Below are 15467 nucleotides of genomic sequence, written 5' to 3' on the forward strand. Positions count from 1 at the left end.
AGGCGCCGGTCTTGGCCCTGACGGGCTTCCATCCGCACGCCTGCGCGCTCCGCTTGCCTTCGCCCCCTCGCCCTTTGAGGTCTGTAACGTAGTTTTGTGCGCTGTAACGTAAGCAGAGTTACAAAGCACAAAACTACGTTACAGACCATTGATGCTGGCTGGCGGAGCCGTTCACCGATCAGAAGCGGCCATACTGTTCGATGAAGACGGATAATTAAACTCGGCCATCACAGATCATTTGGTGGAGCATGAAATCAGTCACATCGATCGCGGAAAACGCTGTGCTTAGCAAAGCTTTTATCCGAGCCGGAGAAAGCTTAGGTCTTGATGACACTGATCTGTCAGCTGTCCTGGGCGAGCAGGTTTCCACTGTGCTGCGTCTACGTAACGGACATGAGCAACTCAAACCTAGCACCGAAGCGTGGAGCCAGGCCATGCTCATGGTTGAGTTGTATCAGTCACTGCTCGCCGTCGCAGGAAACGAGCAAAATGCAAAGGTCTGGCTAAATAGCAAGAATCGAGGTCTGGGTGGTCGACCACGTGATCTCATCGCGCGCAAAACTGGACTCGAACAAGTCGTAGAGTACCTAGCTGCTACTCGCTCAACCATTTAACTCGTCCGGTTAAGTCAGTAAAATGGCCAATTAGGAACCCCTACTACAGCTTGATCACCTCAAGCTCAATCGACGCCCTGTAGATTTCTGGCATGTTGTTTTCGACATTGAAATCTACAACCACGCCGAGCGTAAGCTCGAGTTCGTCCTGCAGATTAGCGATGTCAAAAAGCGAAATCTGGCCGGCCATATGGTCAGGGATGGTCGCCAGCAGGTCAAGATCACTTCCCTCCCGATCTTCTCCGCGCGCTGTCGATCCAAAAATCCCAGGGGCCACAAATCCGTAGGACTTTATGATCTTTCGGATCTCATCCGTTTTACCTTTAATGGCATCGGAAGGCTTCATTTGTGGAAAGCTCTCGGGTCGTGGAGCAGTCGATATAGGTCGACCTGCCGCGTGGTGTATTCAGCTTATCAGCGCTGGCAACTCTCTCACCTACAAAGGAGGAACGCACGGGCTCAAGTACTGAGGCCACACGAGATACTGGTCGAAAAAGGCAGGACGATTTCGTCCCTTTCGCTGAAGATACGTTCCATGATTCATGGGCAACGGAGCGCGGTATGAAATTGTTCGAGCGATGCATGGCTATTTTATTGAAAGACAAAAGAACAAGCAAAGAACAAGCGAGAGATCGGGCGTTCATAGTGGCCCTCAACAATTTGAAATCCCTGCACGTGACACCGGACGGCGGTATGTCGATTGACCCCGACGAGATACGAGAGCAAGTGATAGCGAGTCGTCATCGACTCAAGCGATTCGTGCGATGACCGTACGGTTCATTCAGTGTCCTCGCAGCCGAGCCAAGGCTCGAAGGAGCGATAGCAGGACAGCCCTAGCATCATTCTATGCTCTCGGCGACTGTCGGCGTGCTACCAAGCATTGGTAAATATGGGCAAGGAGCCGTGCATCGAGCAAGGCATGATGCGGAAGTTCGGGAAGCGCAAAGTCACCGATTTTGTCGGCTTCAAAATGGCTGAAAAAAATGGATCAAATTGGTAGGTCTGTTCGCCACGTTGCTTGGCCACTTGTGATCGACATATGCGTGCTGACAAAAAAACCAAGTCCCAGTCTAAAGCGTTCGAGCAGACCTCCAGTTGGCCGTCGATACTGCCGAGAAAAACCCTCAGCGCAGCTTGGGCTTCCGCGATTGAGATCCCATAGAGGGGTAGATCCAGCTGAGGTAGTACGTACTGAATAACGAAGTCACTGCAGTCTTTGACTTGGTAGGTAATCGCCCGTGTTAATTTTGCATTGCACTGACTATCTCACAAATAGCTGAAGCTCGCTTCCAGCAAGGATCAGCATCAACGCCGGCAAACCCTCAACTGACATACGCTCGCTAAGTGAGGCAAGGAGTTTCTCATCGTCTGGGCTCGCCTTTGCGGAGTGCCCCTCAGGATGGGAATGCCACTCCCCGATGTAATCAACGATTCGAGCGGTACGATCATGAATGTCTGCCAAGGCTTCAGTCTGCCCTTCACGACCCCGGATAAAATGCGTGTTGCTGGCGTCGCTGTCTGGTGGCGTAGCAAGAACGTCTACGATGACGATGGTTTTACTTTTGAGATCCGTGATACCAACGATGATGCCACCCGTTTCAAGCGGAAGTGCTTTGGCCCGTGTGGCTCTAATTTTTTCAACTAGGCCAAAATCTACTTTGACCCGCCAACCAGCTATTTCATGGGTGATCACCTGGTAGACCGGGATTTCGTGAGCGGCGACCCCACCTGAAGCTTCGTCGACTTCCCATACGCAGAGCCGGGCCGATTCAGCCAATACGGATTTTCGCAGTTGCCCTGACAAAATGCCTGCGTGTAGCTGAATGCATTCGCCAGACATACGCAGGGAGACATCTCTGCAGCCACCGCCTACCCATCGATCGCCCAAGTGGTTCTTCAAATGCGTGCTACCCCAATCGCTTTGAATGATCGCTCTGTAATATTGTCCTTCGAGCGCATCTACCCTGATCGACCGTTTATTATCTTCCAGTAGCATTACGCTGGACAATCCTGAGGGTGTCAGGAACAAACTTACCGTCCTGGGCGCAGCATCCATCAGCGCAAGCTCTCGAGGCGCTTCGAATGTCGTCGTGACGTCGACCACTAACTGGCTGGTACAAATCACTTCGCGCAGCTCAGGATCGGGATCAACGACGCTCATGACGAAGGCTTTCGGCTTCGATGCGTACGGATAGATCTCGGCACTGATCTCCCTAAGCACCTCAGCTTTTCTAAACCCGGTGTGAAAGTTGAACGCTACATGCCGTGTGAGGTTATGCGGCAGCAGTTGATCTGGATCGACGAACGTCCACCTTCCCCAGCCTGCTCTTGCCCAGAGAACTCCAAGGGCGCTTCCTAATGCTCCCACTCCTGCCAGGACTGCCGAGAACTCTGCGGTTTCTGCATCAATGGCCGACATATCGCAAGCCATCGTTTCATTTAACGATGGCCAAACTTCGACTGGCAGGACGCTAATGTTTTTCCATTCCTCTCCGCCAGCGACACCGATTAACTGGATAACGAAGTGGCGCCCTTCATTATCAGCAGGCCCCACCACATCAAGCTTCTTTGCCAGCTCGAGTAACGTGGTTTTAACCAAGTATCCCTTCACATCGGTGCCGGCAACCTCGCCGTGACGCAGCCTCGGCACCCACACCAAAATAAGCAGCCCCTCCTCCTGATGGTGATCAGATTCTTTGATACCCGCTGCAGCCTGTTGCCGGATTGATGCGTCAAGCTGGTCAAAAAGTCCGCTTCCCCAAGCAGTTAATTGATCATCAAGTGCACCAAGGGTGGAAGGGAACATTACTACTTCTGCTGAAGCAACAGGCTCAACGCACAGTGCCACAACCTGTATAGCGCCAGTTTTTTCCACATCGCCCGCCGGTACAGCCTTAAGGGTGATACTCGCAGTCTGATCCACGCGCTCCAATATCAGTCGCTTGCTGTCATCTTTGGCATATTCAGCATGGTTTGCTGGAAGGATCAGCTTGTAGGGACTGTCGTAGAAGAGCTGTTCCATCGGCTGATCATCGCGATGCAGTTTCAACTCAGAAGACTCACCCAACCACCAGAACATCTTTTGCAGATAGCGCTCAGCAGTCCAACTACGCTCCACAGTGCTCCAGCTCACCTCGTACAGACAAAGCGTGCGTGGTGTGCCGGGTACCCAGCAATGTTGGTGTGACAATGCGGGAAAATTTTTACGCAGGGTTCGTACAATCACTGGCACGCGAAGAGCAGGATTGACCTCAATGGCGAGCCTCTCCGTTCGGCGTATATTCGCTGGATTCCCGGTCGCCACATTGCCATTACCTGCGTGGATTACCACGAATTCGGAATGCCCTCCCTGATAGCCTTCTCGCCGAAGCTCAATAAACTCAATGTAAGGACTGCGCTCACACGCCCGCCAGAGCGCGGCTGTTTCCGGGTAAAGCGCGAGCTCATCCGGATCCTGAATGACCGTTCCGATTTCGTAGTATTCAGTCATTTTGCGGCCGTACCTGCACGAGGCGCAGCGGCCGCAGCGGTACTGGCACCCGCCGCGATTGCCCCAGCCACTAAGCGTTTGAAGCTCCCATTGCTTGTAGCCTCAAGTTCCAAAACGTTCTCGGTTTTGACATCGTCTACGCAGGCGAACCACCCGTCGACAGGTCGAAGGATGCCTTCATATTCCCGCTTGGCGCGAATGCATGGAGGGTCTCTATCGTCATCCTTAATGGTCTTGCTGCTGGAGACAATGGTAGCTCCCTGCAGCGCCTGTCCCAGAGCATTTCTCGCTTCTTCAGATACCTTGGCGTCTTTTCCTTTTTTCGACCAACTATCGTAAGAAAGTGTGTGCCATGAGCAGTGATGAGGAGCGAGGAGCAGATCGTATTCTAGCGTAGACGGCGTGTCCTTAAAGCGCGTCCACATACGCTCCCAGATGAGCACCTCAGCGTCCCCTCCCAAAAGTGCACGGGCAACATTATGTGAACCCAAAGTCGGCCTGAGCTCCATCTTCATGATGACACTAGATTCATTTTTGGAAAGTTGCTCTTCGAGATCAAGGTCGTCATCGTGTGGTGCCGGCGCCAGCAGTTGGGCTGAAAAACAATCTGAAGGAGAACCATCAATCGTGTTGAACCAGTCACCAGACTTGATCACGATTTCTTCAATCTTCGACGTTTTACCTTTGACGTCCTCACCCATGATGAGAATACGGTTACCACTGGTTGCCCACCGGTGATTTTTCCAGTGCGTCACACGCCTGCGGGCCTCTTTATCGAACGCACCTGCATCTTCACATAGGACGTGGTCTTCGGAACGGCGACGGAAAACCAATGGAGAAGACCACATTTCTCGAATGATGATGCGTCGCTTGGAACGCTCAAGCTTATCGTCGGGATAGTCTTCAGGTTTGCCCAGCCAGAAGTGCGTCATCAGCCCACGGCAATGATCTTCGTCAGGGTGGCTCAGCAACATTACGTCTACGAACGGCCGGTCATTAACGTCGAGTTGCAACCGCTTACGAAGCTCAGTAGCCACGTCTGCCGTGTCATCATTAGGATCGTCAGCCGCTACCCGAATGTTGCAATCAACCAAAATGGTAGTTACTCGTGTGTCCGCGAGCCGGATAAGGGTCATGTCCCCATCGCCGACTTTAAAAAAAGTGAACTTTGCTGCCATGTGAATACCCTCAGCGAGTGTCGGCGTCCAGCCCAGGACGGTATGCATACGATACGCATACAAACTATACTGATCAACGAACTCATCGAATAATTTTTATACTTATTAATTTTGTAGGCAAATCAAAGACATGACAGAGCAGACGGCACGAGTGGGGCGATGGGGCCAGGACAGACGTCTCGAATTCATAGATTTCCGCTTGCTGTGGGAAGGCCGCGTGAATCGCTCCGACCTCACATCATTTTTTAGGATCTCGGTGCCACAGGCATCTCTCGATCTAGCCAAATACTCTGACCTCGCCCCTGAAAACCTTGTGTATGACCGCACCTTGAAGTCGTACGTGGCTTCCAAAGGATTTCAGCCAATCTTTGCAAACAAAGATGGAGGGCAGTATTTGAGCGAGCTTCAGTGGAAGGAGCTTGGAAGCGGTCGAGAAAACGAAAGCTTCATTGGTTGGGCACCGCCGGTCGCGAACCTCCCGTTTCCGACTCGAAAGATTAACTCTGATGTTTTGATAGCTTTGATACGGGCTATGCAAAAAAAGCAGGCAGTGGTAGTCGATTACCGATCGATGGAAAACTTTGAGGAGCCTACAACTAGAATTTTATTCCCCTCCTCATTTGCTAATGACGGGTTTCGCTGGCACTTGCGTGCGTACTGCTTCAACTCTTTAAAATTCAAAGATTTTGTTCTGGGGCGTATTGACGTAGTCGTAACTGAGATCGCACCACCACTACCTGTCCCTGAAGACAAAGAGTGGAATACTTTTGTGGATGTCGTGATTGGGCCTAACCCCTATTACCCCGAAAAGAAAAAGATGGTAATAGAACATGACTACCAAATGCACAATGGTGAGGCGCGCCTCAGAACTAGACTCGCTCAGCTGTACTATCTCAAACGTAGACTAAATCTAAACCATCAAGAACACCACTCCATTGACGAAAATCAACAAATAGTGCTTCTGCGAGAAGAAATTGTGGAGCCCCCAGACGCAGTTTTATGAATTTCGCCTTGGACACTGAAGAGCGGCGCTTATTCATTAAAGTTCTACAACGTACCCTGACTGACGTCTTCACACGCCGCTTACCCACTCCTTCTTTAGATACGCGATCAGCGCCTCCTATATCAGGCTGATTCTTACATGCTTTCTGTGGCGGAATCAGCGGATTAGAACCATCAAACTGACTTGTCGAGCCGAGCTTTGGCCGAATCAATAGCCGGCGCTGAGTAAGCAGCCCAAGGCGATAGCTCAACTCTTGCCTTAGACATCGCAACAGCAAACCAAAAATGCGCTTCTGAATTGCCACGGGCCTTGAAGTTTTTGGATTCATCCCCCAATCTAACCCTATTAGTGGCCAGAGGCCACCCCTACCCGCGATAGATCTCGGGGAATTCTTACGGAGCATTTGTTGTGGCAGACAGCATAGAAATTGACTTCTTACCTGTTGGGGAAGGTGAACACAGCGGAGACGCCATTGCTGTTCGGTGGCGTGAAAATGATCAGTACAAAATACTGATTTACGATGGGGGAACCAAAGCTTTTGGCTCGGCATTGGTTGACCACGTGAAAACGCATTTTCATTCTCATTACGTCGACTACGTAGTTAACTCTCACCCGGATAATGATCACGCAGGGGGACTTCTGTATGTCCTGGAGAACCTGACAGTCGGCGAGGTTTGGATGCATCAACCTTGGACGTACAGCGCCGAGATTCGCCATTACTTTCGTGACCGCCGGATCACTAACACCAGCCTAGAAGAACGTTTGAAGGAAAAAATGTCGGCCGCGTACGCTTTGGAAGAGGCGGCCCGAGAACGAGGGGTTAAAATCTTCGAGCCATTTGCCGGTAGCAAGATCGGGATTTTTACTGTCCTCTCTCCCGCCCGAGACCGTTATGTCCATGAGTTAGTACCACAATTCGAAAAAGCTCCTGACCTAAAGAAAAACGAGAGCGCACTGGCTTCAGTCTTTGACGCAGTCAAAGGGGCTTTGGGATTCATCGCCGATCGTTGGGACGTGGAATACCTTCCGGATACCGTGTCGACTTCTGCTGAAAACGAAAGCAGCGCAGTTCTGTTCGCGTCAGTGGGAGATAGGGGCTATTTGTTGACAGGGGATGCAGGAATCCAAACGCTTCGCGCCTCTGCAGAATATGCCGCTGGCATCGGTATCGATTTGCCACGGCGTGTCACTTTCGTGCAAATCCCTCACCATGGAGGGCGTCACAACGTCTCCTCTGAGACCTTGAATATGCTCGTTGGTGAGCCGCTGCCAAATGCGCCTGAGGTGCTTACTCGTACCGCCTTTGTTTCAGTTGCAGCAAAAGCACCGCGTCATCCCAAAAGAGCTGTAACAAACGCATTTGCCCGTCGCGGCTTTAAGGTCGGCAGAACGAAAGGGGGCACAATTTGTCACTTCACCCCTGGCATGCCACAGCGCGAAGGATGGGGGCCTATCTCCTATGTTCCTTTCTATGACGAAGTAGAAGAGTGACCGAAAAAAAACTCATTACATCTTCCTAGACAAAATCTCAGAGGCTTAGACAGAATACTGTCGTCATATCTCATCTTATTCGGTCGATACGTTTATTAAAGCGTATCGGTCGATTAAATTGGTGATTGGCTCGAAGCATTGAAAGATAGCGGCGAGCAAAAATAACGCTCGCGCTGGAGGAGTTGCCCACTCTCCCCTCTCGATGGATGCAACATTTCCGCCACAGACCCAGCCCAGACGACCCCTACACTGTGGATTGCACTGACTCGCTAAATAGACATCAGGGACGATAAAATGTTATGTAGTGAGTCATGGCTGATATGTCAGTGTTGTCTGCCGTAAAGTAGCAGGGGCGGAGTCGTTTATTTACCTCTTCGTTTAAATTATGACCAGAAATAGAGACGGCAAGTAGATGGAGCTCTTAAAGCAATTCGACACATACAGCATTAAGGCAAGGGTATTTCCCGCGATTATCGCCGGTCTCCCTACGCTTGCATTATTATTCATAATTGTGCCTTGGGATCACTTAGGCATTTCGCAAGCCATCGCGTCCTTGATGGGAGTGGTATTGGTGTTTGCATTTGCCGATATGGCTAGACACCGAGGTAAGAATATCCAAACCAAACTGGGATCTGGCGAGACGCCCGAGCAATGGCATCGGGATAATCCTGATTTGCCAGAGATTTCAAAGAGCCTCTTTCGAAACTTTGTAGCTGATCAGCTGAAGCAAGAGGCTCCTACAGCCTACGAAGAAGAATTTGATACTACGAGGGCTAACGACTTCTATCGTGCTGCCAACGCTTGGTTGCGTGATCGCACGCGCGACACGAGTAAATTTTCGATGCTGTTTGGCGAAAATATAACCTATGGCTTTCGTCGAAATTTGCTTGGCCTAAAAACGATTGCGATCATGTGCAATTTCTTAGTTTTGGCACTGTGCATAGCCGTTTTATATTTCAAACCAACTTATTTTGAAGAGCTTCCACGAATCGATGAAAAACTGATTATAGTTATGGCTGCTGTGTTGCTCCACACTGCCTACATGATCTTCTCTGTAAATAAAAAGGCAGTATGGGATGCGTCTAGGGCATATGGTCGACAGCTCATTCTGAGTTGCGATACGCTCATGAACAATGCGCATCAGACCGCTCAAAAGGAATAATGCATAACTTGGCTTTAGGCTTAGTCTCTTCGGTGGAATTTTCACCAGTGCGTTCAAAAGAGTAAGCGCATTAGCATAGGTGGAGTGGTTCAGCGCGCGAGGAAGCTGGCGTAATGGTACCGCCTGCTTTGGGTGCTAGCTGCCCTGGCTTTGGCTCATACCTGTCGTATCGTCAGCCCGCAATCGATAGTTGCGATTTTCCGATAACATCATCCTATGGGCTGACCTGATCCAGATCGGCCTTTCGAGCGCCTAGGAAGGAGAACAGCTCGAAGCTTTCTCACTACTGTGCTCTGGGCCATACGCAAAAGCACATTACGATTGCCGAATCAAAAGCAATGGAGATCAACGTGAGAACGCCACCTATGAAATTTATGATCGAAGAATGGGATGGCGACGGTGCGATTCGATTTCCCAATGAGGCGCTGCAGGAGTTCGAACTGGATGTCGGCGCCTCTGTGTAACCGACATTACCTACTGAACACAATCCCACCGTCACGCATAGTCCGGATGCAGAGCGCATTTGCCGGATAGTCTGGGTCTGCCTTCACCCTCATATGTCCAACAAACGCCAAAAAATCGGAACGACGCGCCTTTACCATGGATCGTATCGTCCGAAAACCTGAGAGCCCCTTGCTCTCCGAGGAACGGAGATATTTTCACGAGACGTCCGCTCTCCCAAGGCATGCTCCAAATGTCCAAGCGTGTGCGCATTACAGACATCAACTGACCTTGGGCTATAGCGTCGGCCTGGTGAGCACTCAATTTATCGCGAGTCTCCGAGTGACATGTCGACAGCGCGACCGTCTTCCGTTGTGGCAGAAACATGACTGGCTGCCCGGTGCGCAAACTCGACACTTTGCGGCACATTAGATAGCCAAGAGTTTTTGATCGGTACTGCGCTCATTGCCGACACTCCGCATGGTTTTATATACCTCACGGTTTTCGCGGCGGCGAAACTTTAGCTCGCGAGGAATTATGCTGTTACTCAGTGTGATCGCCAAACGGAACTTCCATGAAGCAGCCTCTGTTCGACTTTGACCTCAAACGCGCCTGCCGCGAAAACTACATAACAGGCAAAGCCGCCATCAATTTCCCGCATCCAGGAAGTACCACGGGCGGGTGGCATTTCCTTTCATATTTTGATCGGGAATCCGGCGTGGCTAAGGTGTCGTTAGCAGGCATTCATTACCCTGACACCACAGCCTACTTTGGTGAGCTTGGCATTATTGACGTGACCGATGAGCTAGCAGAGCGCGGCTGGTCTGTGGGTGGTCATCGCCTATTCATGGCCGATCACTACAGAGCCGCTGCGGACATGATCGTTAGATGGGCATTGAGCGAGTCCATCCACTGCAGCGTCGAGATTGATGATTGGTTCCCCTCTCGTGCGGAAAGACAGCGACTGCTTGAGATTCTAGACACTGGAAGGTCAAAGCTTTCCGAGGTTGGCCGATGGCAAAAAGTGGAAGCTTGGCTGCGTACGCAAACCTGAAGCTCGGATAGATAAGTATTCCTACCGCGTTTTCCACAGACCAAGCACGGCGCGCAATCACAGACGGTGAGTGCAGCCTTCTGGCCCCCTGTCACCCCAGGTCGTGCTCTGCCAAAAAATCGGGCAATCCTATGCGACCACCCGCACCGTTTGAGCCAGCGGTGAGATGAACTAGGCTCTCTGCCTCATTCTCAAGGAAGACTGTCATGCCAGATACCTCGGACTACAAGATCGCCACGGCGGACACCCTGACATTGCTGCTGCATAACCAGCACGCACTAGGTGCAGCAATAGAAGAAATAACGAAGTGGCTTTCAGAAAATGGAGTGGGAAGCGTCGCCGCTCATGCGATGTCGGCCATGGAAGCGCTGGACGCAAATGCTCAAGCCATCACCGATTCCATTTTGAGGATTCGACAGTCTTAGGTGCTGCTACCCCGAGCCCTGCGCACTTATCGCGCACTGCCAATTCGACTGAACGATAAGGAAAAGAATGTTCCCACCAATGGCGAATCCCAACCTCGAAATTAACGCCACTGAATTCGAGTTCTTGGTCAGAGACTGGATCCTCAAACAGGGAGGTGAACTGACATCGCTGGAGGTCAAGCACGACGTGAAGGTCGAGGCCTACGACTCTACCTACCAGATCGACGTGCTGGCGAAATTCCAAGCTTTTGCAGGGGCCGAATTCATCGTGCTGATTGAGTGCAAAAAATACCGTAACGCAGTCGAGCGAGAGCTAGTTCAGGTATTGCACGACAAGGTGAGATCTGTGGGCGCTCATAAAGGAATGCTGGTTACCACAACAGGGTTTCAATCCGGAGCGATAAAATACGCAAGGGTGCATGGTATTGCACTGGTGTCGATAATCGACGGTGCACAAACGTATCATACCCGCTCGGCTTTTCCAGTTGATGCGAAGCCACCGGCCTGGCTAAACCTTCCGAAATTTTCGCTCTGGCACGTCGGTGAAAATGATGCAGGCAACATCACGATGAAGTCGCTGGGCCGTGCTTCTACGGAGGTCAACGAGATGTTCAGCTAGAAATCGGTCAGGACAGCCTCGGCATCACCCCGAGGTTTAGCTTATGCGATGTAGCGGTTGTAATCGGGTACGAACGATCCACCCCAGCAGCACAAAGCTAGCCGGTACGTCAGCTGGGCTGTATTTATCGGCGCGTTGCTGATTGCTTTTTTGGCGTACTTGTTTGGCTGAGCATTCGCAACAACCTACGTCACTGACATGCACTCTCTGAAGGGTTAGATCAACTGTTCCCTGGCGAAGTACACCCCGGTGCACGGCGCCACGGAAGGCGCTTGCTACACAGAGTCTGTCAGCAAAACCGAGAGAGCCTAAGCACTCAATCACGGGATGCTCGACTCCCTCGCTACGCCGAGGCGCAGCCGCGTCCGCATTGAGGAAGTTCAGTACTTTTCGTCGGGTACAATATTTCGGATCTGAACATCGGATTGCTCTTTTACCTTTGCCTAAAATGTGGGGCAATCACGCCCGTGCACCCGCGCGACCGAAATCGTATCTGTTCAACAATCGAGTTAATCCAGTGGCAGAAGAGGTGCTACGTCATTGGGGATAGAGATGCTGGTATCAGAGGAGGATGACCGGCAAACAACGTTGACTGAGTTTCTTGCAGAGGTCGTTCAGGGGTAAAGGACGAAACGCTAGGGATCAGAAAGGATAAAAGCATTTCGATGCGTGCTTCAACTCCTAACGCCTCAGTTAGCAGCGTATCCAGGGATCTTGCGCACCTCAACATCTGGGATCTGTCATAGGGCTGCCTTGTACTTTATCGTGGTACGCACATGACGATGTTACGAATTCCGCACTCATTCGAGTACATTCGTAATCGTTTACAAAAAAATTACGCAGAGTTGGGCAAAAATTTAAAACTAGCGAGTGCGTCTTACCCAATCGCAATGGCCCTATAACAAACCACATTTTTTAGTTTTTCATTATGAAACAACGAGATAAAGAGTAATTACCGAGATTGGCCTTCTCCTTTTGACCGCGTTCGTGGCTGCTTCAGAGAATTTGGCACATGTTCTGCTTTCTTTCATGTAAAGGATTACAACCAGTAACACCAACGCGGGGACTAGATCATGAAAATATGTCAGAAACTGAGTCTCACCGCCGCCATGGTCGCGATCATGACCGTTGCGACGCCTGTAATGGCCGACAAGCTAGACGATGTGATCTCTTCAGGAGAGCTCAAATGTGGGGTCATGCTGGATTATCCACCTAATGGCTTCAGGGATTCTGCAAACAACCCAGCTGGCTATGACGTTGAGTACTGCCTGGATCTGGCCAAGGCTCTTGGTGTCAAACCGATGATTGTTGAAACGTCGTCTCCGCAGCGGATTCCAGCTTTGCTTTCGAGCCAGGTAGACATCTCGATTGCGAGCGCAACCATCACTTTGGAACGTGCGAAAACGGTTGCCTTCACGTCCCCCTACTCCTCCTATAGTTTCGTCGTAGTCTCGCGTAAAGACTCCAACATTAAATCCTTTGATGACCTAAAAGGCAAAAAAGTCGCTGGTGTACGCGGCGCTGCTGAAGATGCTCTGTTCCAAGCATACTTTAAGCAATGGAATGATGCAGAGGGCAAGTATCTCACCGTCAGTAATGATAGCGACCGGAACCTGGCCTTGGCCCAAGGAAAAGTTGACGCATTCATCGTCAACGTCCAAGCCGCAGCGGAATTGACCAAGTTACCCCAGTTCCAAGCTTTTCATACTTGCTGCGATGCTCCTTTCCCCAAAGACACCGTCGGAATGATGGTGACCCGCGATAGCACCGACTTCCTTCGCTTCACAAACCTATTTCTACATCAGCAGCAAGTGACAGGCCGATATTCCGAGCTCTACAAAAAGTGGTACCAGGCAGACGCTCCTGCCTTAGACAAGCTTTAAGCCCGTAGTGGGTGCGAGCCGCAAGCTCGCACCCTTAATGAACGAGGAGCGACGCTATGAATTATCACTTCCAGTGGGCGCCGGTCTGGCGAGCTTTTCCTGATTTACTACCCGGTCTGATCATGACTGTGCAATTGACGTTCCTATCATTTGTACTGGGTTCTCTAATTGCGTTTTTGCTGGCATGGGGCAAGTCTTCGAGTAACAAATCCGCGAAAGCAGTGTGTGTCACCTGGATTGAGATCGCGCGAAACACGCCATGTTTGTTCCAGATCTACATGGCGTATTTCGGGTTGGGTGCCATTGGAGTGGATGTGAACTCCTTCTATGCAGTCCTAGGAGCTATTACGTTCAACACCGCGGGCTACCTGGCCGAGGTTATTCGCGGAGGAATAGACGGCGTGGATCCGCGGCAATATCGGGCGGGAGCAGCATTGGGGATGAACTGCTGGCAAACGTTCAGCCGAATTATCCTTCCACAATTGGTGCCCTTGATTCTTCCTGGCGCAGGCAATCAGTTGATCTGGAGCCTTCTCAATACCTCGTTGGGTATGGTGGTGGGTCTTCAGGAACTGACAGGAGCAACCTATACAGCCCAGTCTCTAACTTTCCGCTCATTTGAGTTTTTCATTGCTACGGCAATCGTCTACTACGCCTTGGCCAAACTCGTGACCTTGGCGCTTTACGGTGCTGCACGACTGTATGGCGGGAAAAGGAGGGTTCAAGCATGAACAGTGTGCCGCTATTTTCTGGCCTTCAGCCAAACGACCTTATCTTCCTTCTCCAGGGTGCAGGACACACGCTCTGGTTAGCACTATGGGCAATTGTCCTAGGCTCCGTACTAGGATTTTTGATGGGCTGGCTCAGATCGGTATCCAGAATCGGAAATAGCCTGATTGTCGTGTTGGTGGATGTATCTCGCTCCGTTCCCCTACTCATCCAATTGATCGTAGTGAACGCCGCTCTTGCCGCCTTTCGTTACCCCTTAAGCCCCTTCTACTGCAGTGCTGTCGTTCTGACTCTGTATATGGCTTCGTTCTGCTCGGAGATCTACAAAGGAGGATTTGAAGCAGTACCTCAAAATCTGCAGAAGGCAGCACGTTCACTTGGCATGAGCTATCTCCAAGAGTTCGCCAATGTGACGGTACCTATCATGCTTCGACGCACATTTGCCTCTTGGATCGGTATTGTTTTGGGGGTGCTCAAAGACACTTCATTGGCAGCCGTTATTGGCTATATCGAGCTTCTACGCGGATCACAAATCATCGTCACCCGAACCCAGGAGCCCCTACTGGTCTTACTAATCGTCGGTACTTTTTACTTCCTGCTGTGCTACCCCATCGCTCGCCTGGGCGCCAAAGTTGAAAAAGGACTAGGTCAATGATCGAAATCAAGAACGTCCACAAATCCTACGGCAACCTGAACATTTTGAAGGGTGTCGACATGAGCGTTGAAAAGGGTGAAGTCGTGTCCATTATCGGCCCGAGCGGATCTGGAAAATCAACATTGCTTCAGTGCATAAATGGATTGGAAAGCATCAGTGACGGCAATATTTGCGTCGATGGTGTTGATGTTTTTTCGCGAGCCACCGATCTCAATGCGCTGCGAGCAAACGTGGGAATAGTGTTCCAGCAATATAACGTCTTCCCTCACCTTTCTGTGCTCGACAATGCCGCCTTGGCTCTCAAAGTTGTGCGCAAGATGAAACGACAAAGCGCAGAGGAAGTGGCGTACGCGCAGCTCGAAAAGGTAGGTCTGGGCGACAAGGCGTCGATGTCCCCCACTCAGCTTTCTGGAGGACAACAACAGCGCTTGGCAATTGCTCGAGCGCTAGCGATGCAACCCCGCTACATGCTTTTTGATGAAGTCACTGCGGCACTTGATCCTCAACTGGTACGGGAAGTTCTGGATACGCTGTTGATGCTCTCGACTGAAGGGATGACGATGGTGCTGGTCACTCACGAAATCGCTTTCGCGCGAGAAGTCTCCAGCCGGGTCGCATTCTTCGACGCCGGAAAGATTGCAGAAATTGGCCCACCAAGGCAGGTGATCGATTCACCCAAAAATGAACGGACGCAGCAATTCCTTTCCCATCAGATTCACTGAT

At 51.0% G+C, this 15467-nt stretch carries 15 protein-coding genes and 1 pseudogene; 13 read left to right on the forward strand and 3 right to left on the reverse strand.

From position 1 onward, the window contains the following. Positions 1–248: 248 nt before the first annotated feature. Positions 249–614 carry an antitoxin Xre/MbcA/ParS toxin-binding domain-containing protein gene (locus ACGSLL_RS17115; RefSeq protein ID WP_394507233.1) on the forward strand — a complete coding sequence of 122 codons (366 nt, stop codon included), beginning with the start codon at positions 249–251 and terminating at the stop codon, positions 612–614. Between the two features lie 43 nt (positions 615–657). Here the strand turns inward: ACGSLL_RS17115 and ACGSLL_RS17120 are convergent, their stop codons facing one another. After that, the gene (locus ACGSLL_RS17120; RefSeq protein WP_394507234.1) at positions 658–960 is read right to left on the reverse strand and encodes a nucleotidyltransferase family protein; all 303 of its coding nucleotides are present in this window, start codon (positions 958–960) and stop codon (positions 658–660) included. Between the two features lie 215 nt (positions 961–1175). Between ACGSLL_RS17120 and ACGSLL_RS17125 the strand changes: the two genes are divergently transcribed. Beyond that, a complete protein-coding gene (locus ACGSLL_RS17125) occupies positions 1176–1382 on the forward strand; it encodes a hypothetical protein (RefSeq protein ID WP_394507235.1) in 207 nt (68 codons plus the stop codon). Positions 1383–1875: 493 nt separating this feature from the next. Here ACGSLL_RS17125 and ACGSLL_RS17130 read toward each other — a convergent pair whose 3' ends face one another. Then, a complete protein-coding gene (locus tag ACGSLL_RS17130) occupies positions 1876–4104 on the reverse strand; it encodes a ThiF family adenylyltransferase (protein ID WP_394507236.1) in 2229 nt (742 codons plus the stop codon). Then, positions 4101–5282, reverse strand: coding sequence for a ComEC/Rec2 family competence protein (locus tag ACGSLL_RS17135; RefSeq protein ID WP_394507237.1), 1182 nt, complete (start codon positions 5280–5282; stop codon positions 4101–4103). The genes ACGSLL_RS17130 and ACGSLL_RS17135 overlap by 4 nt, the downstream gene beginning before the upstream one ends. Positions 5283–5499: 217 nt before the next feature. On the opposite strand from ACGSLL_RS17135, the gene ACGSLL_RS17140 reads away from it, so the two are divergent. The 11 genes and pseudogenes from ACGSLL_RS17140 (at position 5500) to ACGSLL_RS17190 (ending at position 15466) form a co-directional block, all read left to right on the forward strand. Then, positions 5500–6285 (forward strand): WYL domain-containing protein, encoded by a 786-nt coding sequence (locus ACGSLL_RS17140; protein WP_394507238.1) that lies wholly within the window; start codon positions 5500–5502, stop codon positions 6283–6285. A gap of 408 nt (positions 6286–6693) precedes the next feature. Continuing rightward, a complete protein-coding gene (locus ACGSLL_RS17145; protein ID WP_394507239.1) occupies positions 6694–7776 on the forward strand; it encodes a ComEC/Rec2 family competence protein in 1083 nt (360 codons plus the stop codon). A gap of 412 nt (positions 7777–8188) precedes the next feature. Continuing rightward, positions 8189–8938: a hypothetical protein gene (locus tag ACGSLL_RS17150; RefSeq protein WP_394507240.1), complete on the forward strand. Its 750-nt coding sequence runs from the start codon at positions 8189–8191 to the stop codon at positions 8936–8938. A 365-nt stretch (positions 8939–9303) separates the two neighbouring features. Beyond that, positions 9304–9399: pseudogene (locus tag ACGSLL_RS17155) on the forward strand (AbrB/MazE/SpoVT family DNA-binding domain-containing protein); the annotation flags it as partial. A gap of 554 nt (positions 9400–9953) precedes the next feature. After that, entirely contained in the window at positions 9954–10433 is a 480-nt protein-coding gene (locus ACGSLL_RS17160) for a hypothetical protein (protein WP_394507241.1), read from the forward strand. 206 nt (positions 10434–10639) lie between these two features. Then, the gene (locus tag ACGSLL_RS17165) at positions 10640–10858 is read left to right on the forward strand and encodes a hypothetical protein (RefSeq protein ID WP_008438054.1); all 219 of its coding nucleotides are present in this window, start codon (positions 10640–10642) and stop codon (positions 10856–10858) included. Positions 10859–10925: 67 nt separating this feature from the next. Then, positions 10926–11477, forward strand: a complete 552-nt coding sequence (locus ACGSLL_RS17170; protein WP_394507242.1) for a restriction endonuclease — start codon at positions 10926–10928, stop codon at positions 11475–11477. Between the two features lie 1073 nt (positions 11478–12550). Beyond that, complete coding sequence (locus ACGSLL_RS17175; protein WP_394507243.1) at positions 12551–13360, forward strand: transporter substrate-binding domain-containing protein; 810 nt, start codon at positions 12551–12553, stop codon at positions 13358–13360. Between the two features lie 56 nt (positions 13361–13416). Then, a complete protein-coding gene (locus ACGSLL_RS17180; RefSeq protein ID WP_394507244.1) occupies positions 13417–14091 on the forward strand; it encodes an amino acid ABC transporter permease in 675 nt (224 codons plus the stop codon). Next, positions 14088–14744 (forward strand): amino acid ABC transporter permease, encoded by a 657-nt coding sequence (locus tag ACGSLL_RS17185; protein WP_394507245.1) that lies wholly within the window; start codon positions 14088–14090, stop codon positions 14742–14744. The genes ACGSLL_RS17180 and ACGSLL_RS17185 overlap by 4 nt, the downstream gene beginning before the upstream one ends. Beyond that, positions 14741–15466, forward strand: a complete 726-nt coding sequence (locus ACGSLL_RS17190) for an amino acid ABC transporter ATP-binding protein (RefSeq protein WP_394507246.1) — start codon at positions 14741–14743, stop codon at positions 15464–15466. Before ACGSLL_RS17185 ends, ACGSLL_RS17190 begins: the two co-directional genes overlap by 4 nt. Position 15467 lies beyond the last annotated feature (1 nt).

Source organism: Pseudomonas retamae (assembly GCF_043496865.1).
Taxonomy (GTDB): domain Bacteria; phylum Pseudomonadota; class Gammaproteobacteria; order Pseudomonadales; family Pseudomonadaceae; genus Aquipseudomonas; species Aquipseudomonas retamae.

Coding starts and splice junctions, on each gene's coding strand:
- ACGSLL_RS17115 (WP_394507233.1), top strand. CDS start 249: ATGAAATCAGTCACATCGATCGCGGAAAACGCTGTGCTTAGCAAAGCT.
- ACGSLL_RS17120 (WP_394507234.1), bottom strand. CDS start 960: ATGAAGCCTTCCGATGCCATTAAAGGTAAAACGGATGAGATCCGAAAG.
- ACGSLL_RS17125 (WP_394507235.1), top strand. CDS start 1,176: ATGAAATTGTTCGAGCGATGCATGGCTATTTTATTGAAAGACAAAAGA.
- ACGSLL_RS17130 (WP_394507236.1), bottom strand. CDS start 4,104: ATGACTGAATACTACGAAATCGGAACGGTCATTCAGGATCCGGATGAG.
- ACGSLL_RS17135 (WP_394507237.1), bottom strand. CDS start 5,282: ATGGCAGCAAAGTTCACTTTTTTTAAAGTCGGCGATGGGGACATGACC.
- ACGSLL_RS17150 (WP_394507240.1), top strand. CDS start 8,189: ATGGAGCTCTTAAAGCAATTCGACACATACAGCATTAAGGCAAGGGTA.
- ACGSLL_RS17160 (WP_394507241.1), top strand. CDS start 9,954: ATGAAGCAGCCTCTGTTCGACTTTGACCTCAAACGCGCCTGCCGCGAA.
- ACGSLL_RS17165 (WP_008438054.1), top strand. CDS start 10,640: ATGCCAGATACCTCGGACTACAAGATCGCCACGGCGGACACCCTGACA.
- ACGSLL_RS17170 (WP_394507242.1), top strand. CDS start 10,926: ATGTTCCCACCAATGGCGAATCCCAACCTCGAAATTAACGCCACTGAA.
- ACGSLL_RS17175 (WP_394507243.1), top strand. CDS start 12,551: ATGAAAATATGTCAGAAACTGAGTCTCACCGCCGCCATGGTCGCGATC.
- ACGSLL_RS17180 (WP_394507244.1), top strand. CDS start 13,417: ATGAATTATCACTTCCAGTGGGCGCCGGTCTGGCGAGCTTTTCCTGAT.
- ACGSLL_RS17185 (WP_394507245.1), top strand. CDS start 14,088: ATGAACAGTGTGCCGCTATTTTCTGGCCTTCAGCCAAACGACCTTATC.
- ACGSLL_RS17190 (WP_394507246.1), top strand. CDS start 14,741: ATGATCGAAATCAAGAACGTCCACAAATCCTACGGCAACCTGAACATT.